Consider the following 20,337-nt stretch of genomic DNA (forward strand, 5'->3'; position numbering starts at 1 on the left):
AATGTCTGAATGGAAAGGCGTGGCGGTGGATATCGCATCGGCGCGGCGATTGCCATCCCGAGGCCATGCATGCCGCCCAAAAGTGGCCCCGGTTTTGGGGCAACGGCATGCACAAAGAAACCGTCACATTCGCATTGCAGAATTCAGGCGGCCGATCATGGTCAAGGCGTGCTGCTTCTTGTCGAGATTGTCGGTGTCCGTCTCAGATATAGCGTCCAGCGCCTCATGCCAAGTCCCGGACCGCGTTCTGGCCTTGATGATGTTTCCAGCCAGCAGCGCTTCGCTGACACCCGCCGACCACCTCCAGTGGGACCCGTTGCAAAGAGAGGCTACGATCCCGTAGTTTCGTGGCGGTGCAAAGGCAGACCGGCATGGCCACGACCTCTCAATATGATCCGCGACAGAAGCTTGATTTGCGCTTGCGTCAGGCCGGCGCGAGCAAAACCGTCTACGCCCTCGTCACCCCCGAGATCGAAACAGCGAAGGCCGAGTTGTTCGGCAATAGCGGGGGAAATGGCCCCGATCCGATCCGCGCCGCCTATCTCGATCAGTTTCGCCATGCCTGGACTGGAAAGCAGAACGCGCTGCACAGACGGTTCTTCGACACATGGCTCGGCTGGTCGAAGCCGATGGTACCTCTGAACGCGACTGACTTTCCATTCACCTATCCGACCGCCGGTGCAAGCGAGCCGCTTTTTCACCTAATCGCCGACTACGGCAACCGCGCACGGGTCGAGAGGTTTTCACCTCGGCTTATGATCTTTCGTGGCGAGTATGAAGGCTACAAGGCTTACGCGGAAGCCTGCGGCGTTCCGGTGACGGAACATGAGCGCCACGCTTGGCGCGATGTCGCCGACACCATTGATTCCCAGGACCTGCTCTGTCTCAGCCAACCCTCGGCCATTGACGGCATGGTGTGGCCGGAGGCCAATGCCTTTCTGCGCCGGCTGAGCGAGCGCGCGAACCCGCCCCAAATTGTCCTCGATCTGACATATGTCGGGGCAACCGCCGAACCGCCGGCAGAGACGATCTTCGCCGACGCGCCTTGCGTGACCGCCGTGGTGATCAGCCTGTCCAAGCCGTTCGGCGCCTATTACGACCGCATAGGCGGGGTGTTCTGCCGATCTGAGAATCTCGGCCTTTTTGGCAATCAATGGTTCAAGAATCTGACATCGCTGCAATTGGGGATACAGCTCATGGAGCAGTTCGACGTCTTCGCCATGGCGCGCCGCTACGCCAGCATTCAACAGAGCGTAGCCGAACATGCCGGCCTGGCTCTCGGCCTTGCCTTGATGCCGGCGGACGTCTTCATTCTTGCCCAGGCGTCGGCAGGCGCGGACGTCGATCCGGAACTGGTCTCCTATCTCACGCGCGCGCCCGGCGCGATCGATGGCCGGCCACGCTTGTGCCTGACGCCAGGCATGGCGGAGCGGATCGGCATGGCCAGTCCGAATTCTGGGCCGTTTTCATGAAACATTTGATCCCGCTGGTGACGAGCGACGATGTCCACGCCCACTGCTTGGTGCACTGGAAAACAGAAGCATTCCGATCCTCGCATCGCGAAGGCGGCTATATCCACAGCATCGTCGATCAGTATGCCCGCCTGCCGCGCTTCAGCTGCGAGACCACCAACGACCGCCTGGAGCGCGCGCACTTCTGCACCTGGTGGGGGCTGACAATGCGCCGGGATGACTATGCGGCTCCGGCCATCGAGGATCTCTACCTTCTGCACGAAATCTGGCACGCCGCGCACATGCCCTTCATTCCGGGTATCGGATTCGAGGCTTTCCACGGCAAGATGGAGCGCAACGAACTCGAAGCGAGCGTGGCTTCCGAACTGCTGGTCTATTTCAAGATCGATGGGCTGAGGGAAAGCGCGTTTCCTCATCCCATTTACGCAGACCGATTTCTGAACGATCCGGCCATGCGGCTTCTGTGGCGCGAAAATGAAGTCGTCGCCACCAACACATTGCTCGAAGCGCGCCGGAACGTCATGTATTCCAAACCCGAAGGGGACATGGACCTGAGCGAGCGCTGGATTCGCAGATTCACCATGCAAAACCGGCAATGGTCGATCGTCTGGGCCGATCGCTATCTCGATATCGAGGACCACATGTATCGCTTCCAGCAGATGGCTCTCGGCGGCGACAGGATGGGAGCCTCCGACTTTCACGCCGACTGGATCGAAGCCGAAGCCGCCACGGATACGGTGGACCACGTTCCGTTCCGCGACCAGGCGCTGCTGTTCGCCACCATCTATTGGGCCAATCGCGCAAGGTATGATGCCGCGCTCGCGGTGCAGCGAGCGAGCCAGCACGCACGGCGCCCCGAATAGCCGCGATCCGACTGCTGGAGGAGAACACGACCGGCACCTGAAAGCGGACGGCGCACGCCGATAGCCTCCCTGGAATAGCGATTGCCATCCCGAGGCCATGCATGTCGCCCAAAAGTGGCCCCGGTTTTGGGGCAACGGCATGCACAAAGAAACCGTCACATCCGCATTGCGGAATTCAGGCGCTCGATCATGGTCAGGGCGTGCTGCTTCTTGTCGAGATTGTAGGTGTCGGTCTCGGATATAGCGTCCAGCGCCTCATGCCAGGTGTCCGACAGCGTTTTGGCCCGGGCGAGGTCGCCCGCCAGCGCTGCCTGGCTTGCCGCGTCCGACAGCAGCTCCAGCGCCCGGCGGTTGAAGATGTCGAACTGGATCGCCTGGTCACGGCCGGCGACAGCCTCGGCAAGGCGAAACGCGCCGCCGACATCGTTCTTTCTTACCGCCACCAGGGCGTCGAGCGTCGAGGCGATTTCCAGCCCGCCATATTGCGTCAACAGGATGGCGCTGCGCGCGCTGCCCCCTGCCCGCTCGGCCAGCGCCGCGCGCGCGGCAGGATCGTGCGGCGGTGGCGGTTCGGCGGTTTCCAGCACCGCCATCAGGTCGTCGGCATCGAGCGGTGTCAGTCGCACCACCTGGCAGCGCGACCGGATCGTCGGCAGCAGGCTGCCCGGCGCATGGACGATCAGGATGAACAGCGTTCGTGCCGGCGGCTCTTCGAGATTCTTCAGCAAGGCATTGGCGGCATTGGCGTTCATGTCGTCGGCCGGGTCCACGATGACGACCCGGTAGCTGCCGTCATGCGAGGTCAGCGACAGGAAGCGGCTGACCTTGCGGATCTCGTCGACGGTGACGACGGTCTTGAAGCTCTTGGTCTTGTCGTTGAGCGGACGGGTCAGATGCAGCACCGAAGGATGCGCGCCGGTGGCGATCTGGCGAAACAGCGACGAAGCCGGATCAGGAACGGCAAGGCTTTCCGGCGCCTGCGCGAAGTCCGGGTGCTTCAAGAGATGATGTGCAAGATGGAAGGCGAGCGTCGCCTTGCCGATGCCGACCGGCCCGGAGAAGATCAGCGCATGCGGCAGCTTTCCCGCGCGATAGGCGGCGGTCAGCATTCCCGCGGCCTGCCTGTGTCCGACCAGACGGGGTGTCTCGGATGGCTCGGGCACGCCGTCCAGGGTGTCGTGCTGCTCCGGTGCGATGCGCTCGAAGATCATGCCGGCGTTGCCTGCCTGTTGCGCGCCGGCGTTCTTTCCTCCAGCGCCGCGAACACGGCGGCGGTGACGACATTCTCGACCGTGTCGGGATCGGCGGCGGCGTCGACGACGATACAGCGTTCCGGTTCGGCCGCGGCGATCGCCAGAAACGCCTCGCGGCGGGCCTGGTGGATCGCCAGCGTCTCCTTTTCGAAGCGGTCGGCGGTTGCTTCGGTGCCGCGCCGCAGCGTCGCGCGCCTGAGGCCCTCCGCCGGGTCGATGTCGAAGATCAGCGTCATGTCCGGCATCATGCCGTTGATGGCGACCTGCTCCAGCCTATCCATGAACGCCGGGTCGATGCCGCCGGTAACGCCCTGGTAGACGCGTGAGGAATCCAGGAAGCGATCGCAAAGCACGATGGAACCACGCTCGACCGCCGGCCGGATGACCTGCTCGACATGGTCGGAGCGAGCGGCGGCGAACAGCAGCGCCTCCATCTTCGGCCCGAATGGTTCGGCGGCGCCCGAAAGCAGCACATGCCTGACCGCTTCGGCGCCCGGCGAGCCGCCAGGTTCACGGGTGAGGAGGACATCATATCTCTTGGCGCGCATCTTTCTGGCCAGCCGCTCGATCTGCGTCGACTTGCCTGCTCCTTCGCCGCCTTCGAAGGTGATGAAAAATCCGCGCGCCAATCGAAAAGCCTTTGCCATGCTTGCGGGTGTTATAGCGTCTAGATAGTCCGCGTTGGGGCAAACGTCTATGCCGTCGGCGCTAGCGCAGCCAGCCGATCGCCAGTTCCTTGACGGCGTCGAGCGCGCGCTGCGGCAATGTGCCAACGCCGATCGACTCGGCGGCGAAAAGCGGCGTCTCCTGGCTGAGCGTGTCGCCAATCCAGACGCGCAGCGCGCCCACCGGCTGCCCTTCCTCCACCGGAGCGGCAACCGGGCCGGTGTAGACGATCTTGGCCGTCAGCTTGTCGCGGTTGGTGATCGGCAGGAAGATCTCGATCGGGCCCTTGGCCTTCAGCGTCACCCCGGATTTCGCACCGCCAAAAACCTGGGCTTCGCCGACCACCTCGTCTTTGGCGAAGATTTCGGTCTTCTCGAAGGAGCGAGCACCCCAGTCGAGCAGCTTTCGCGCCTCTTCGGCACGCTCCTTGTCGCTGGCCAGCCCGCTCATCGCCGCGATCACCCGCGTGCCGTTGTGGTTGACCGAACCGACGATGCCGAAGCCTGACGCCTCGCTCGCGCCGACCGCCAGGCCGTCGCCCCCGATATCCATCGCCAGAAGCGGATTGCGATTCCTCTGCGAGATCTTGTTCCAGGTAAAATCCTTCTGCCCATAGTAGTGGTAGAAATCCGGATAATCGCGCCACAGATGCACGGCCAGCAGCGCCAGCTCGCGCACGGTTGTCTGCTGGCCATCCGCCGGCAGGCCGGTCGAATTGACGAAGGTCGATGTCTTGAGGCCGATCTGGCGGGCGCGTTCGGTCATCTGCGCGGCAAAATTGTCCTCCGACCCGGCCATGCCTTCGGCAATGACAATGCAGCCGTCATTGGCCGCCTGCACCGTTACGCCCTGAATGAGGTCCTCGAGCCGGATCGACGACTTGAGCTTGGCAAACATCGTCGAAGTTCCCGAAGGCGCACCACCTTTGCGCCAGGCGTTTTCGCTGACCACGAACGTATCGTCGAGCTTCAGGCGTCCGGACTTTATGGCGTTGAAAACCACTTCCATGGTCATCAGCTTGGCCATCGAGGCCGGCGGTATCGGCTTGTCGGCATCTTTCGAAAACAGCACCGTCCCGGTCTCGGCGTCGATCATGAAGACCTGCGCTGCCTTGGTCTCGAAAAGCTGCGCACTGGCTGGAGCCAGGGAAAGCAATAGCAGGCAAAAAAACAGAAGCCCGGTGAAAGGCTGAAGCAAGCGAAATTGCATTAAATTCGACCTGTTGGCCGGCACGTCCGGCAAGCCCGCAAAAAGTATCAGGCTTTTTGCGCGGCGGATCAACCGCGCAGCGGAAATCCGACCTGGCTTCCGCTCAGTTGCGCACAGCCAGCGCGTCCGGCGCGCCATGCGACCAGGCTGCCTGCAGCAAATCATCCAGATTTCGGTGGCCATCGGGATAGAGATTGACCGAATACCAATCCTCGCCATCGAGTTCTGAACGCTGGATCTCGATCTTGCCGAATGCGGCAAGCTGAGCGGCAACGCGCTTGGCCTCCGCCGCATCCTCGAACGAGCCCGCCGCGACGTAATCGGGCGAACCGGTCGGCGGCGACTGCCGCTTCCACGATTGAAGCACTTCGGCCGGTGACATGCCCTCGCCTCCGAGTGCTGCAAAGGCGTTCGAGGCGCGCTCTACCCGCTCGTCCGCATAGGAAAGCGAGGCCACGGCAAACGGCGATTGCGGCGGCAGGTTGATCTCCGGGCGTTCCGGCACGATCGGGCCGAAATCCGGCAATGCCAGATCGCCATAGGCCGGCGACTGCGCCGGCATGACCGGCTGAGCCGTCCCTGAATCGGTCAACTGGCCAGGAAACGGTACGGCGGCGGCACCGACGGGAAGGCTGGGCGACGGTCCGTTCATGGCGACCATGACGCCGGTCGGCAGCCCATCCGACGGATCCGGCGCCCGGTTGCCGGGATGGTAGGAGGCCATCAGATACTGGTCGTCATCGCCGTCAAGCGGTGCGCGGCCGACATATTCGACCTTCACTTGGGCGGTGCCGATGTTGGCATAATCAAGCATTTGGGCGGCGCGCTCCGACACATCGATGATGCGGCCTTCGTGATAGGGGCCGCGATCGTTGACGCGCACGACGACCGAGCTGCCGGTCTTGAGATTGGTGACGCGGGCATAGCTTGGCAGCGGCATGGTCGGATGCGCCGCCGTCAGATGCGTCATGTCGTAGACTTCGCCATTGGCGGTAAGCCGGCCGTGGAAGGCATCGCCATACCAGGAGGCCAGACCGACCTTGGCATAGTGCTTGTCTTCCTTGGGGTAATACCACCTGCCCCGGACCTGATAGGGCTTGCCGAGCTGGTCACGGCCGCCGCCACGCTGCAGCCGCCCGTTCCGAAACGCCACACGCGGGCTTGCTTTCACGCCATATTCGGATTCGGAGAAATATTCCTTGGAGCGGGTCTTCTTGTAGACCATCGCTTTCGGTTCAGGCGATGCACAAGCCGCCAGCAAGGCAGCCGATGCGGCCAACAACGCGACTGTAGCAGCGCGACGAAGACGCGGGTGCGTCACAGCCTGCATTTTTTCAGATGTCCCCTACAGTCTCAATGAAAGACGCCGAAGCTGACCGTCAGAGGAGCCAAAGCACTCACTCGACAATACCAACGACGCCTTGAACCCCGATCCTTTGTACGCAGGAATTGTTTATCACGGTATTAATCGATTATGGCCGGAACCGGGCAATATTGTGGCGCCGGTCCTCTGCGGTCAGCCGGCAGCTTGGACGAAGCGCGCATGCGGTTGGCATTCTTGCTAGATCGCCGAAAGGCCCGACCCGGTTCCTCCCCTGCCCTGTATTGCCACCGGCCGGTTGTAAGAGACGTGCCGGCACCCTTGTCGCCGATCTCGTTGGCCATATCGAAAGCTGCCTGCTTGTCCTTGGTTTGACAGCACGGTCCGCCAATGCGGCCTCTCGAAAACGGACACGAGGTAGGTTGTCACCGGCTTGTAGGTCATCCCATTTTTAAGATTGCGTCCCCGCCGGGATGGAACTTACTTCTTTTACCAGCTTGTTGATTATCGCCCATTGAAATTCGGCGAGGCTGCCAGCAGGGATGACGAACGAGCCGGGCCCGCCGATAACATGCAGCTCGTAATATTCCGTCGTTGTCTCGCCATTCTCCACTTCGTCGCCGATTGGCAGACCGTTGATTGTGATTTCCTTCTGAAGCGCTCTCTGACGGCTGTCTTCCAATGAAGATCCATCATTGTTGGCTCCGTCGCCCGAGATGTCGATGATCCTGCGCAACGCTGGATAAGGAAGTCTCTCCAAGGCACCCACGGAAGCGTCGATTGCGAATGAGATCGAAGTCTTCGCGCCGTGGGGATCGGGACCTTGCCAGTCCGGCGTCTTCCGAATTGCCGCTGCTATCAACGACGCATCGCTTGCATCGGAGAGAACGGTCCACCCGATACGAGTTTTCAAGGAGCCGAAGCTCGACCATTCGACGAAGGTGACCGCGATTCTGCCGTGCATGCCCTTTTTGACTGCTCTCAGGACGTTGTCCGCCTCCAAAGCGGCCGCATAGTTTTCGCGTTGTAGGGCAGCCTCCGTCTCGTTGATTGATCCCGACATGTCGGCCGCTAGCACTATCGCGACGTCGACTTCGTCAAAGGGCGATTTGTCCTGAATTTGGGTAAGGAGAAAGCCGTAATTGTGGGAACGAATAAACTCGTCCGCGATCACCAAGACAAGCAGTCCAGCCGTCAAGACAGAACTCGATCGAGTTTTCATCTCCCTTCAGCCCCTCAAAACCGCGTGCCGTCAGTGCCCTACATGCAATCCCCCAATATTCAGGGAACACAGTAAATTAGATTTCACTAAAGTACAGTCCCGACCATGTCGATTTCGCTTGCGATCATGGTGCACGCCGCTCCCCTGGCGTCCTGGGATGGCGCTGGTGAAGGCAAGGTTCCGATCAGGGGCACTGTCGCATATTAGCAACCGCTTGAATTTTCCCCAAATCAAGATCATGCTTGTCGAGGGGCGGTGTGGGGCCGCTCTTTGTTGAGCTTTGAAGGGGTGCGCGTCATGGAATTCGCAAGTTGCTATGTCCAGAGCACGAGCATTTTTGCGTCGTCCGCCTTCCTTGATGTCACGGCGGTTTTCATGATTCTGGCCGCATTTGCCGGTGCACGGTTGATTGCAATGTCAGACGCAGGTTCTTTCGACCAGCTTCAGACCGTGCAAGCCTCGCGACTGTAGCAGGCGCAATGCCATCTCGGCCTTGGTCGACGTCCGATCGCGGCTCCAGGGCGTCACGCCAACCCGTCGGTAACCTTGAACATCGTTTCATCCGGCTGCCGCATTGCGAATTCACACAACCAAGAAATCGTTGTTGGTCATTGCGAGCCCCATAGTGAGCGTGGCGAAATGGCTGGCGGCGCCAGCGCCATTGCCATCGGCATCGTAACTCAGCCAGCCGTTCGCCGAGTCGTAGAGGATGTGCTGGGCGGCAGTTGTGGCCACTGCCCCTATGTGGAAGGCGGCGGCCGTCAGCGTGCCATTGCCGCCAAGCGCTGCGAAGATCGCGTTGTCGACCTGGATGGTGTCGTCGGCGATCGAAAAGTCGGTGATGTGGTCGACATTGGTCGAAGCATTGAGCGCCGTAGTGAAGACGAAACTGTCATGGCCGGTGCTGCCTGACAGTGTGTCGTTGCCGCCGAGGCCGTTGATAACGTTGGCGCCACTGTTGCCGGTGATGGTGTTGCCAATGGAATTGCCGGTGCCGTTGATGGATGCGGCACTGCGCAGCTGCAGGTTTTCGAGCTCCTGTCCCGACAGATTGAAGCTGACATAGGCCTGCACATTGTCGGTGCCCTGGCCATTGACCTCAATGACATGGTCGCCGGCATTGTCGACATAGTAGGTGTCGTTGCCTTGAGCGCCGCTCATCGTGTCGCCGCCGAGAAGGCCGTCGATGATGTTGTTGCCACTGTTGCCATTGATGATGTTGGCAATCGAGTTACCGGTGCCGTTGATGGACGCGGCGCTGCGCAGTTGCAGGTTCTCCAGCTCCTGGCCGGACAGGTTGAAGCTGACATAGGCCTGCACATTATCGGTGCCCTGGCCGTTGGCCTCAATGACATGATCCCCGGCATTGTCGACATAGTAGGTGTCGTTGCCTTGAGCACCGCTCATTGTATCGGCGCCGCCCATTCCGTCGATAATGTTGTTGCCACTGTTGCCGGTGATGGTGTTGGCAATGGAATTGCCGGTGCCATTGATGTTCGCCGCGCTGCGCAGCGCCACATTGTCGATGTTGCCGATGAAGTGGGCGGTGTCGGCAAGGTTGATCGAGATGTAGCCGTTGACGGTGTCGACGCCAGCGCCGAGGAACATGCTGCCCTCATTGACCACGTCGCCCGCATTGTCGACATAGTAGGAGTCGTTGCCCTGCGCACCGATCATGTGGTCGGCGCCCGCACCGCCGTTGAGGATGTTGTTGCCGGAGTTGCCAGTCAGCGTGTTGTTCAAGCCATTGCCGGTGGCATTGATGCTGGTCGGCCCACGCAGCGCCACATTGTCGATATTGCCGATGAACTGGGCGGTGTCGGCAAGGTTGATCGAGATGTAGCCGTTGACGGTATCGATGCCAGCGCCGAGGGCTGCGCTGCCCTCATCGACCACGTCGCTCGCATTGTCGACAAAGTAGGCGTCGTTGCCGGCACCACCCAGCAAGGCGTCAGCCCCCGTTCCGCCGTTCAGCGTATCGTTGCCGTTGCCGCCAACGAGATAGTCGTTGCCGTCGCCACCATTGAGCGTGTCGTTATTGGCGCCGCCGGCGAGGTTGTCGCTGCCGCCCAGGCCATTCACGATATCAACGGCATCATCGCCGGTGAAGCTGTCGGCGGCGGCGTCGCCGGTCACGGTCCGCACAAGCTGGAAGGTCTTTTGAGTGACATCACCTGATGTGTTGCTGCTGTAGCTCACCACGAACTGCGCAAGGCCAAACGCCGAGACCGATGATTGAGAGTTGTCGTCCGCCGAGTAGTCGATTTTCAGCGGGTCGGCAGGGTCGCTGATATATCCGGTCACTGGATCATACAGTGCCCCGCGGATATCGTGATCATCGTGGACGGCGTCGAAAAGGTTGGTGAAGGTCGACAGGACCATGCCGTTGGAGAGTTGTGTAACGGCGACCTCGCTGTCATCGGTGGGCAGCTGGCCCACCGCACGGCTTTGCACGAGCTGTCCGGCCGAATCGAAGCTTGCCACCAGTGCGTCGGTCTGTCCTCCCAAGAACACATCACTGGCGAGCCCGATCGCGAAACCGCCGGATTGGAGTGCCGTCACATTCGCCTGGTGGCCGGCAGAGAGCTCGGCTGGCGGCTTCCGCACGGAGCCGTCGTGGTTGTAGACGGCGTACCAGATCGCGCTGTTGCCGCCAGCGTCCATCCGTTCCCAGGCAACAGCGACGCCGCCGTCGGCGAGCCCCGCCACGCTGGCGTTCTGGTCGTTGGCCGGTGAAGAGTCCACGCCAAATGTAAAGAAGGAATCCCCGGAGGTGGATTTGTAGATCAGGATGTCATTGTTTGCCCCACCGTTGGGCACCTGATAGGCAACGACAACGCCGTCGGCTACGGCGGCGACGTCGGGGTTCGAGGCGGTTGCAACCGAAATAGTAGATGGACCGATGATGATGCCGGTGGCCGTCTGCATGACCAAATCAATGCCCACGCCACTATGCGTTCCCACGATGGCAACGGTGCCATCCGTCAGCTGCGCGATTTTGGCATCGGGGGCAAATGAGGCGATAAGCTGGGGCTGCTGGTTGCCGGCGGCGTCGTAGAAGATGGGGACCGATACCCCCCCGGGAACGTCGGCAACGGTCGCGAAGCCGCCGCCGGTCAAGGCCACTGTGTCCGAGTTCGAGGCGGGGTCCGCGGCCGGGAAGATACGCTCGAGCAGCGGCGCGACGGAGTAGGTGGTGGTCAAAGCCATGCCAGTCCCCCATGGGCAGGTGCCCGGATCACCGAATTTCGTGATGTTCATACCACCATCGGCCAGGGCATCGCTACGCGGTGCCTGACGCTGCGTCCGTCGGAACCATAACCTCGATTATTAGTATTTCCTAATGGAAAAATGGATAATTCTCGCCTCTACGCGGTCTACCGAAAGCCCAGATCCGATCTGCAGCTTCTGCTGAGCTTGTCCCTCAACAAAGGAGTATTTCATGTCATGGAAAGGCTGCTGGCGCCCGCATGTGGCGTTCCACGGCTTGCGCCTGTTGCCGGCGCATCCGGTTTCGGCCAGCGCTGGCCATGCCAATCCCATCGGTCACGCTGAACATTTACGCGCATCTGTTGCCAGGGCGGCAGCAAGGCGCCGCAGCGGTGGTTGACGCGGCCCTCAATGCCGCACTACAGGAATGAACAGCGAACCGGTTGGGATCGCCTTCGGTGCCAATCCGGTGCCAATGGGCCGAAACCAGTCGGCAGCGTAAAGCCTAAGTGATTGAAAAATCACGATGGAGGAATGGCCGAGCGGTTTAAGGCACCGGTCTTGAAATTCGGTTGCTGGCGTCCCTCCCCTTCCCGTTCGACACTGCTAACTCCTTGCCTGTCAACGCGTTGCGCTCTTGTGCGTGCCTATCGTGCTAGGCTGTCCCGCCTCATACCGTAGCGTTGCGTTGCAAAAATCGTAGCAACCCGTTCACCGGCTGTTCCGTCTCGCGCCTGACGCGCGACATGAGGTCAACTCATCGGCGACATGAAGATGAGAAGGCGTTGCCGCTAATTGAATTTATTGACAATCTCGCGCCACTTTTGGACGACGGCCTCTAGTGGAACGATGAACTGGCGAGTTCCTTCGTCGATGAGGCGTTGACGGTGCTCGTCTCGAAACCGCTGCACGTCCGGCGTTCGAATCTTTGGATACTTAGTAAAAGGCAACTTGAACAAGCCGTCATCGAACCGGTATTTGTAACCGTATATTTGCGGCCCGATGGACCGGCAAAGCCCCTGAAAGGATGATGGCCACCCCCACTTAGCCCTAATTGAGTGACTGCTGATGTGGATGTAAATTCACTAGCGCGGGACCTCCCGCAGCGGCCGGTGCAAGCTTTTAAATCCGGCACCCGCCGTCGACTGCGGATGTACCAGCGACGGCGGGAGCAGGCGTTGACCCTTACTCTTCCCTGAAATCCTGCAGCGAGGCGTGCCGCAGGTCCTCTTCGCCGCGCAAGTGTTTTACGCGGCCGATCAGACCCGGCTTCTCCTCCTCGATCCGCACCGATCTCCTTGAAGCGGGCGGGGATGGTTCAGCAGCGCGCAGCTGTCTTTTCCATCTGGCCAGGGGCGGCGCCCTTCGCGTCGACTGTCGCCTGACCAGGCGCCGAGGACTGTGCACTGCCGGTCTGCTGGCCGGTGGCACAATCTTTTGCCGCATTCGGTTTCGACGTACCGCCCGTTATGGTGGGGTCAAGCTTCATGCCGCCGGCCGCACCATAATTCGTTCTGATACCGTGTTTATGTTGAACGGGCGTGGCGGCTTGTGACAACGACAGGCCAGCCGACAAAGCGATTACAACTGATGTGAACATAAGCCGTTGCATGATATTTCTCCCGGTTTGAGCGCTGTGCGACTTGGGGTGTTGGTTTGCCCCTGCTGACTAAAGAACTATTAGCAGTATCTAATGTTCCATTCCTCGCGTGCGTTTGCTCATTCTTCCCGAAAATCCTGCACAGATGCATCGCGCAGCTTTGGCTCACCGCGCAGATGCTTCACGCGGCCAATGAGGCCCGGCTTTACCCATTGAGTTGCGGGCCGCTTCATACCCTTCGGCGCCATGCCCGCGTGCTGCTGAACGCGATTCCATAGCCGTTCGCGCATCTCTCGGTTCAAGATGATGAAAGCCGACCCGATATATTTGCCTGTCGCCCTGTCGGCCATCAGTGCGAAGGCTGGCTTGTCCGTGTTGGTTTGCGGTCCGAGCGCTATGCAGTTCGGCTAGTGGAACAAAGTCCGCTCTTGCGTGGTTAATATATTAGCGGAGACTGATATGCTTGCGACTGTAGGCGCGGTGTTGGCTGCCAGGAATAACGACGCCGAAATTCTTGGGGTGCTTGACCTCACCACCAAAGCGGAAGTCAAGCTTGCTGCTACTCGCCTCGGGAACGCCATCCAGTTCGTCGCCAATGCGTCGGTGCTTGGATATGACGTCCACGCAGCGATGGTCTTCTATGGCGAATGGGGCACGCCAAGCCTGAGAGCAAAGGACTGCGAGCAGTTGTGGGCGCAACATGGTGCTGCCCTGCTTCAGCCATAGGGGCGCCCGTCAGGGCCTGGGCGCATAGAAAGGAACTGGTCTCCAATCGCAGCGTTAGCCCTCCAGCCAACTGGAGGAATGTCATGGACGACGATCTGCGCCTAAAATTGAAAGAACTCAGTCACAGCATGCAAACCAGGGCGGCGGAACTCGCATTGCCCGGCGGCAACACCGATATTTCCGCGCTGATGTCGGGCATTGCACTGACCCTTGAGGCGCTCCTGGTGATAGCCGAAGAGAGTAAGACGCCGCGATCCGGACCGTCGGTCGAGCCTCCGACTTCGCTATCTAATTGAAGCCAAATGGTTGTAGGAGGTCAATATGACTGATTTTGTCGTGACCACGACTGACGGAAGACAGCATCTCGGCCAGAGCGAAAATGCACGATTGGAAAGCCTTGTGGATCAGCTTAGTTCAAAAGGACACTTCGAGCTCGTTGTCGTTTCGGCAGAATTAGGCGCTCCTGGCAGCGAAACCAGCACGGTCTTCTTCAAGCACGGGATCATATCGATCAGTGAAAGAAAACCGGAGACGGTGATCGCACCCAGTCCGCCGCTTGCTGGTTAGGTACAACTTTCCCTTCACGCGGGTGGCGATCCCCGCAACGCTCTGGCTGAAACGTCGCGTAACGCCACGTAACGTTACATCACGTGACACGTTTACGGGTCACGTGAAGCGCGGGTGCAACTTCCCCCGCATGCGGGTGGCGATCCCCGCGTCGCTCCGGCTGGTGGCTCTCAGGCCCCGCACAGCAAACGTTTCGCCATCTGTTGGGACAAAATCCCAAATCACCCGCGCAACTTAGTCTATCCGTCTTACGATGTTCGTCAGACGGCCACTCTGCTTGAGACGCTTCGGCCGACGAGGATGTTTATCCCGATCCTCTTGGCGGTCACGTGCGGTTTGCGTCGTGGCGAGATCCTCGCCCTTCGCTTGCCACCTAGAACTCGGAGACGATCGCCGGCAGATGTCGATTGAGGAAAGTGCGGAACAGACCGACGACGGCGTGAGGTACAAGGAACCGAAGTCAGGGAGGGCGCGGACCGTCGCGCTGTCGGCTAGCACAGTGGCAGAACTGAAAGCGCATCGGTCGCGGCAAGCCGAGGAACAGCTTCGCCTTGGTCTACGTCCCGACGGTGACAGCTTCGTTGTGGCTCAGATAGACGGCCAGCCATTGCAGCCGCGATCCCTTACGCATGAGTGGGTGCGGGTTCTCGGCAAGACGTCCCTGCCCCGCATCCGATTTCACGACCTGCGGCATACGCATGCCACGCAAATGCTTTCGGCCGGCGTTCACCCTAAGATAGCAAGCGAGCGCTTGGGTCATTCGAATATCGGGATAACGCTGGATTTATATTCGCATGTCATGCCAGGAATGCAGGCCGATGCAGCGGAGCAAGTTGACGTGGCATTGCAGCTGGCTATAAGCAGCCAGCGACAAGGCAAATAGTTGCAAAGCGCGTTGCAAACGGCTTTTCCGGGTCATTTGCAAATAGACAAAAGCGCAATGATTGCAATTAGTTGGAGGAATGGCCGAGCGGTTTAAGGCACCGGTCTTGAAAACCGGCGTGGGTGCAAGCTCACCGTGGGTTCGAATCCCACTTCCTCCGCCAGATTTATCGCCTAACAGGCTGATTTTGTAAGGTATTTGTCGGCGCCATTTGCCTCCTTCCCAATGCGTTTCCCAAGGAAAATGCAACCGAAGGAGACTTTGATTATGCACCGTTTTTTGACCAGACCGATAGCCAGGTCGTCGGTAGATTCTCCCGTCGCGCCCTATTTGTTGGCGCAATCGCGTCCGTTCCCGGCATAGCCGCGACTGCGGCTTCGGGCGCAGTTTCTCCCCTTCCCTCGTCGTCCGAACTGCCGGAAACGTCCTGCGCGCGCGTCAGGCGTCTCGCTGGGGAACTGTCGGACGCGATGAAGGAAGTTCACGGCGGGGAATGGCGGGTTCAGATCGATCATCAGGCCGGCTTTGCCCTCGTTGTGGGGTGGCCGTCATGAATGCGCATATCAGATCGTTGAAGCCCCTTGGGATGCCCAGGGGACGGACCCTCGCGAATGGCGCCAGTCGGTGCAGAAGCGCCTGAACAACCATCTGGACCGCGCCATGAGCCTGATCACAGCGCTCGACCTCATGGAGCCGATTGCGACCTAGAAGACGGCGCAGACGCCGAGCCCTCGATAGGTGACGACGACCGGGAGCAGGACAACAGCGACTATGAGCCGGATAGCGACGGCGAGCCGACCATGGGCGCCATCGAACGGCATCCAACGTCCCGGGAGAGCCCGTGGGGACGCAGCGGCGAGTTGACGGTCATGCACTACGGCAGCAACTCGCAAGAGGCTTGGGCGGGCTCCCGCGCAACGCTCCCGAGCCATGACGAATGCGAAGCCGAAAACGAGCATGGAGGCGACGTGCTCGACGAGCCGCATGACGGCCGCGACGATGACGAGTGGGAGCTTGGCTGGACAGAGCACGTTGACGAGCGTCTCGCCGGCAAGGTCGAGCAGAAGACATGGAACCACCCAGAAGGCGAGCCCGATCTGGGCTGGACCGGTCACGGGCGAGGATGCGGCCCGAACGAGCCGGCGGATGATCGCGAAGGCGACGACGAGCGGGAGTTCGATCCGGCAGAAGCTGGGTTCGCCGACGCGGATTCGGTCGCTGGCATGTATCCCTAAAATCGGGTCCGACGCCGACCCAACAAAGCCCGCTGCTCACGGTGGCGGGCTTTTTTCGTCAAGCACGCCCTTGCGGGGGCGAAGCTTGCGCATTTCTGTATTAGCGCCTGCGAATGGTTTATAATCGGCTGGACGACATCGGACGCCGCTCTCGGGGACCATTCGAGTGCATACGGTCGGAACACGACACATGGCGGGGTTGGCAGGCGTGATAGCCACGGCTGCGGCGCTGGAGGTTGGTTCAGCGCTAGCACACAGCCCTCAGCGAAGCTGGACTTATCCACCTGCCTGTTGTCATGGGGATCCGGTGACGGGAGAATGCGGTAAGATCCCCAGCACAACCGTGACACCGCGACCTGATGGCTACTTCATAATCTTGAGACCGGGCGACCACCACAGGGTCACCCACCAGGATCGATATTTCGTGCCATATGACGAAGTAATTCCCTCTGGCGATGAAAACTTTCACATCTGCTTGCATCCCACGGAGGAAGACGAAAACTGCTTCTTTGCGCCGTCAGAAGCGATGTAGTCGGGTAGCCCCTAACGCTTCTTCACCTTCGGCGTGATCTCCTCGATCCGCACCTTGTCGCCAATCTCCTCGGCCGCCGCCAGCGCTTTGGCCTTGTCCTTGGTGGTCAGCACCGTGCGCCAATGCGGCTTCTCGAACACGCTGACGATGTAGGCTGTGGCCGGTTTGTCGGTCATCTCTTCCCCTGGGCACTCAAAGCCCGCGCCTCTGCCTTAACGTTTATTCAATACGCCTAATTTAGAATCTGATCATGCGCTTCTCCATTCTGCTTTTTGGCTGGGCGGCATTCTTCGGTTGGGACTTTGCTGCCAACGATGGCCAATTCACAATTGGCCTTGGTGCGCGATTTGCCCACCTAATCCATCTGTCGAGATTTATGTGAAGATTAGAGAAGAGCCGGCGCCAGGTTCCTTGGCAGCGGGCAGCGCGCGTTCCCGCCGGCCGCTGTCCTACACCGCCGAAAGCGTCCCGCGCGCCTTGGCGCCCGCCCGAGCCGGCGCCCCTTAATTGTGGTTGTCCAACAAGAGGGCAAGCTTTCTGGCTGCGGCGCTTTCTACAATCATCTCCTCCAGCCACATATCGCAGACGCGCGATTTGTTGACGCGACGCCTGATTACACGGAGCGCTTCAGATATCGAAACTGCGGTGGTCTTCGCATGATCATCCAGATATCGGCCGACTGCGATCACAGCATCTGCATCAATGTCTAATGGCAATTCGCGCATGGCACACCCTCCCGTAGCACCCGGACCATTATACAACTGCCAGCCGAAACACAGCATCATCAATAAGGAGGAAGCCCGAGCAGACTGAATTTCGTGCAAGGAAATTGCGCTTGGCCTACAGCGGCCACCATGCAAGCGCCAGCACGTCGCCAGCGGCGATGGTGAATGCGAGCCAGGCGGTCACTTCCTCCGCCAAGTTTTTAAGCAAAACATTGATTATAAATCAGAAAAATGTTCGACGGCACAACCTGCCCACATGCTGTCTGTCGAAGCCATGTCCAGTCGTCACATGACGACTGGCACACTCCAGGCACTTACCTAAAGTAGTTCAGTTCGATGCCAAGAGAGATGCACCCATGCCAACAAAGCACGGCGGTACATACGGGATTTAAGCAAGAATTTTAGCTGGTTCTCAAGAACAGCGTTGAATACAGGTGTGACCATGACATAGAGTACCAATCTAGGGCTTGGGCATAGGATTTCGGAAACAAATATTCCGCAATTGACCTGTCGGCGCTATGCCGCGGAAAGCGATTGTATATTTTTGGAAGGTGGTTGTGGCCGATCATGATGGCGACAGGCATGGGTGGTCGGTGCTGTCACCAAGCCGAGAATTTGGACGGCCGCTTGGTCAAAAACAGACCGGTCACGGAAAAGGCTCATGAATCGGAACCTCCTATACCTAGGAGCTATCGTGGTGGCATCCATTGTCGGACCTCAGCCAGTGCAATCCTATCCTCGAAATCCGCAACGCCCGATGAATGCCAAAACCTGCGAGCAGGCGCTGGCGCGTCTGCACGAAGCACGTCTTGGAAGCCCAATCATTTCGGCAGCGGAAAATCAGGAAGTCCTTCGGAAGGCACTCGAAGTGGCAGAACGGCTATGCGGCAAGGACAAAGTGAACGACAGCAAATAAGGCAGTCGGACATGCGCAGGTTTTGAACCTCGCGGCCCATGATGGATATTAGGCGGCACGGCCGCGGGAAACGCAAAGGGGGAAGGCAATGCCAAACGTCACCGAAACAACCGATGCGGCAGCATCCACCGCCACGAGCTACACCCTGGCAGTCGGCCAGACAGCGACTGGCCATTTGTCTTCGGCCGGCGACCATGATTGGTACCGGGTCCATCTTGTGGCGGGTCAGACCTATACATTCGCAGAGGTTGGTGAAGGCGCACTCGGTGACAATGTCCGGGATACCTATTTGACTCTCATGAACGCGGCCGGAACATTGATCACGGCCGACGATGACAGCGGCCCAGGCTACAATTCGACGATTACCTACACGGCCACGACCACGGGCGACTACTTCATCAATGCCGGCTCATCATTCGATTGGTATGCGGGGCAATATGGCGTTTCCGTGGTGAGCGGAACCCGGGCTGGCTATGACGAATTGATGGGGGCCGGCGCGATCCTGACGCCCGAAAGCAGTTGGGGCACGACAGCCGGGCAACCGGCGACCGTGACATGGGCTGTGCGTACGACGGACGTCAATTGCGTGGACGCGTCAGGGTATGCTGCCCCCTTCAGCCAGTTGACTGCCGCGGAAGTCGCTGCCGTCCAGTCCGTGCTTGCCATGTATTCATCTGTCTGCGGCCTGACTTTCACGCAAGTCAATCCCGGCGGCACCAGCGATATCGCGGCGATGCTGTTTGGAAACTACACATCGGATACAGACGGAGCAGGAGCTTACGCAGAATACCCAGGAACGACGGCGCCGGGCGACAGTTCCGGGGACGTGCATCTGAACACGACCAGCGTCACGGGAAGTCTGCCGACCGGCTCTTACAACTACCAGACGATCCTGCACGAAACAGGCCACGCGATTGGCCTGTCGCATCCCGGCGAATACAACGCCGGGCCTGGACAGGATATCACCTACGACGGCTTTGCCCAGTTCACCCAGGACAGCAACCAATACTCCGTGATGAGCTATTTTGACGAGACCAACACCGGGGCATCGGAATACAATGACTACCCTGACACGCTGATGTTGTACGACATTCTGGCTGTTCAGCAGCTCTACGGCGCCAATATGACGACGCGCACGGGCAACACCGTCTACGGTTTTGGTTCCAATGCAGGGAACGTGTACAACTTCGCCATAAACACCTCGCCGGCAATCTGCATTTGGGACGCCGGCGGTGTCGATACGCTGGATGCGTCCGGGTTCAGCCAAGCCCAAATCATCAATTTAGCGGCAGGCAGTTTCTCCAACATCGGCGGCCTTCACGGCAATGTTTCAATTGCCTTCGGGGCGACAATCGAGAATGCGAATGGCGGCTCGGGCGCGGATACACTGTTAGGCAATACCGGCAACAACGTGCTGGACGGCAGGGGCGGTGCCGACACGATGCGGGGCGGTCTCGGCAATGACAGCTACTATGTCGACAATGCCGGCGATATCGTCAGTGAAAGCGGCGCTAACGGCACCGATATCGTCAATGGCTATATCTCGATCAACCTCAGTGATGGCAACCACTTCACGGGCAATATCGAGAACGTCGCATTGCGTAGCGCGGCCTCGATCAACGGCACCGGCAACAGTCTGGCCAACGCGCTGAACGGCAATTCGGGCGTCAACACGTTGATCGGCCTGGGTGGCAACGACACGCTGAACGGCAAGGAAGGCGCCGACACCATGAGCGGCGGCATCGGCAATGACACCTACTATGTCGACAATGCCGGCGACCACGTCATCGAAGTGAACGGCCAGGGCACCGACAATGTGCAGGCCTACGTCAGCTTCAACCTCTCCGGTCAGGAGCTGGAGAACCTGGCGCTGCGCACTGGCGCCTCGATCAACGGCACCGGCAACTCGATCGCCAACATCATCACCGGCAATTCCG

The 20,337-nt window shown here is 59.8% G+C and carries 20 protein-coding genes and 1 tRNA gene; 11 read left to right on the top strand and 10 right to left on the bottom strand.

The window, feature by feature from the left end; all coding sequences use genetic code 11:
- The first annotated feature begins 371 nt into the window (after positions 1 to 371).
- Complete coding sequence (locus ACFFNA_RS33440; protein WP_378924102.1) at positions 372 to 1,472, top strand: aminotransferase class I/II-fold pyridoxal phosphate-dependent enzyme; 1,101 nt, start codon at positions 372 to 374, stop codon at positions 1,470 to 1,472.
- A 5-nt stretch (positions 1,473 to 1,477) separates the two neighbouring features.
- Positions 1,478 to 2,335: a hypothetical protein gene (locus ACFFNA_RS33445; protein ID WP_378924103.1), complete on the top strand. Its 858-nt coding sequence runs from the start codon at positions 1,478 to 1,480 to the stop codon at positions 2,333 to 2,335.
- A 155-nt stretch (positions 2,336 to 2,490) separates the two neighbouring features.
- Here the strand turns inward: ACFFNA_RS33445 and ACFFNA_RS33450 are convergent, their stop codons facing one another.
- The 5 genes from ACFFNA_RS33450 to ACFFNA_RS33470 all read right to left on the bottom strand — a co-directional run bounded on the left by ACFFNA_RS33450 (position 2,491) and on the right by ACFFNA_RS33470 (position 7,958).
- Positions 2,491 to 3,546, bottom strand: a complete 1,056-nt coding sequence (locus ACFFNA_RS33450; RefSeq protein ID WP_378924104.1) for a DNA polymerase III subunit delta' — start codon at positions 3,544 to 3,546, stop codon at positions 2,491 to 2,493.
- The gene (gene tmk / locus ACFFNA_RS33455; RefSeq protein ID WP_378924106.1) at positions 3,543 to 4,217 is read right to left on the bottom strand and encodes a dTMP kinase; all 675 of its coding nucleotides are present in this window, start codon (positions 4,215 to 4,217) and stop codon (positions 3,543 to 3,545) included. Before tmk ends, ACFFNA_RS33450 begins: the two co-directional genes overlap by 4 nt.
- A 79-nt stretch (positions 4,218 to 4,296) precedes the next feature.
- On the bottom strand, positions 4,297 to 5,463 hold the full coding sequence (locus ACFFNA_RS33460) for a D-alanyl-D-alanine carboxypeptidase family protein (protein WP_378924108.1): 1,167 nt from the start codon (positions 5,461 to 5,463) through the stop codon (positions 4,297 to 4,299).
- 103 nt (positions 5,464 to 5,566) lie between these two features.
- A complete protein-coding gene (locus ACFFNA_RS33465; RefSeq protein WP_378924110.1) occupies positions 5,567 to 6,793 on the bottom strand; it encodes a septal ring lytic transglycosylase RlpA family protein in 1,227 nt (408 codons plus the stop codon).
- A 442-nt stretch (positions 6,794 to 7,235) separates the two neighbouring features.
- The gene (locus tag ACFFNA_RS33470) at positions 7,236 to 7,958 is read right to left on the bottom strand and encodes a DUF1194 domain-containing protein (protein WP_378924132.1); all 723 of its coding nucleotides are present in this window, start codon (positions 7,956 to 7,958) and stop codon (positions 7,236 to 7,238) included.
- Positions 7,959 to 8,303: 345 nt separating this feature from the next.
- On the opposite strand from ACFFNA_RS33470, the gene ACFFNA_RS33475 reads away from it, so the two are divergent.
- The gene (locus ACFFNA_RS33475; RefSeq protein WP_378924112.1) at positions 8,304 to 8,477 is read left to right on the top strand and encodes a hypothetical protein; all 174 of its coding nucleotides are present in this window, start codon (positions 8,304 to 8,306) and stop codon (positions 8,475 to 8,477) included.
- A 111-nt stretch (positions 8,478 to 8,588) separates the two neighbouring features.
- Here ACFFNA_RS33475 and ACFFNA_RS33480 read toward each other — a convergent pair whose 3' ends face one another.
- The 3 genes from ACFFNA_RS33480 to ACFFNA_RS33495 all read right to left on the bottom strand — a co-directional run bounded on the left by ACFFNA_RS33480 (position 8,589) and on the right by ACFFNA_RS33495 (position 13,166).
- Positions 8,589 to 11,216, bottom strand: a complete 2,628-nt coding sequence (locus ACFFNA_RS33480) for a calcium-binding protein (RefSeq protein ID WP_378924114.1) — start codon at positions 11,214 to 11,216, stop codon at positions 8,589 to 8,591.
- Between the two features lie 1,318 nt (positions 11,217 to 12,534).
- Entirely contained in the window at positions 12,535 to 12,828 is a 294-nt protein-coding gene (locus tag ACFFNA_RS33490; RefSeq protein ID WP_146606046.1) for a hypothetical protein, read from the bottom strand.
- 107 nt (positions 12,829 to 12,935) lie between these two features.
- Complete coding sequence (locus tag ACFFNA_RS33495) at positions 12,936 to 13,166, bottom strand: hypothetical protein (protein WP_378924117.1); 231 nt, start codon at positions 13,164 to 13,166, stop codon at positions 12,936 to 12,938.
- Between the two features lie 109 nt (positions 13,167 to 13,275).
- Here ACFFNA_RS33495 and ACFFNA_RS33500 point away from each other — a divergent pair, with 109 nt between their 5' ends.
- From ACFFNA_RS33500 to ACFFNA_RS33525, 6 genes are all read left to right on the top strand, one after another.
- Positions 13,276 to 13,542 (top strand): hypothetical protein, encoded by a 267-nt coding sequence (locus ACFFNA_RS33500; protein WP_378924119.1) that lies wholly within the window; start codon positions 13,276 to 13,278, stop codon positions 13,540 to 13,542.
- Positions 13,543 to 13,625: 83 nt separating this feature from the next.
- Positions 13,626 to 13,838: a hypothetical protein gene (locus ACFFNA_RS33505; RefSeq protein ID WP_111544207.1), complete on the top strand. Its 213-nt coding sequence runs from the start codon at positions 13,626 to 13,628 to the stop codon at positions 13,836 to 13,838.
- A 25-nt stretch (positions 13,839 to 13,863) separates the two neighbouring features.
- On the top strand, positions 13,864 to 14,109 hold the full coding sequence (locus ACFFNA_RS33510; protein ID WP_146606047.1) for a hypothetical protein: 246 nt from the start codon (positions 13,864 to 13,866) through the stop codon (positions 14,107 to 14,109).
- A gap of 400 nt (positions 14,110 to 14,509) precedes the next feature.
- The gene (locus tag ACFFNA_RS33515; protein ID WP_378924121.1) at positions 14,510 to 14,992 is read left to right on the top strand and encodes a tyrosine-type recombinase/integrase; all 483 of its coding nucleotides are present in this window, start codon (positions 14,510 to 14,512) and stop codon (positions 14,990 to 14,992) included.
- Positions 14,993 to 15,065: 73 nt separating this feature from the next.
- Positions 15,066 to 15,155 (top strand) — tRNA-Ser (locus ACFFNA_RS33520).
- Positions 15,156 to 15,792: 637 nt separating this feature from the next.
- Complete coding sequence (locus tag ACFFNA_RS33525; RefSeq protein WP_378924123.1) at positions 15,793 to 16,227, top strand: hypothetical protein; 435 nt, start codon at positions 15,793 to 15,795, stop codon at positions 16,225 to 16,227.
- Between the two features lie 543 nt (positions 16,228 to 16,770).
- On the opposite strand, the gene ACFFNA_RS33530 is transcribed toward ACFFNA_RS33525, so the two are convergent.
- Positions 16,771 to 16,935, bottom strand: coding sequence for a hypothetical protein (locus ACFFNA_RS33530; RefSeq protein WP_378924125.1), 165 nt, complete (start codon positions 16,933 to 16,935; stop codon positions 16,771 to 16,773).
- A 327-nt stretch (positions 16,936 to 17,262) separates the two neighbouring features.
- Entirely contained in the window at positions 17,263 to 17,484 is a 222-nt protein-coding gene (locus ACFFNA_RS33535; RefSeq protein WP_146606052.1) for a hypothetical protein, read from the bottom strand.
- Between the two features lie 697 nt (positions 17,485 to 18,181).
- Between ACFFNA_RS33535 and ACFFNA_RS33540 the strand changes: the two genes are divergently transcribed.
- Both ACFFNA_RS33540 and ACFFNA_RS33545 read left to right on the top strand, forming a co-directional pair.
- Positions 18,182 to 18,400 (top strand): hypothetical protein, encoded by a 219-nt coding sequence (locus tag ACFFNA_RS33540; RefSeq protein ID WP_146606053.1) that lies wholly within the window; start codon positions 18,182 to 18,184, stop codon positions 18,398 to 18,400.
- A gap of 88 nt (positions 18,401 to 18,488) precedes the next feature.
- Positions 18,489 to 20,337 (top strand): M10 family metallopeptidase C-terminal domain-containing protein (locus ACFFNA_RS33545; protein ID WP_378924128.1); only part of this gene is annotated, 1,849 nt, incomplete at its 3' end.

Origin of the sequence: Mesorhizobium kowhaii (assembly GCF_042431665.1) — a bacterium.
GTDB classification, from domain to species: domain Bacteria; phylum Pseudomonadota; class Alphaproteobacteria; order Rhizobiales; family Rhizobiaceae; genus Mesorhizobium; species Mesorhizobium kowhaii.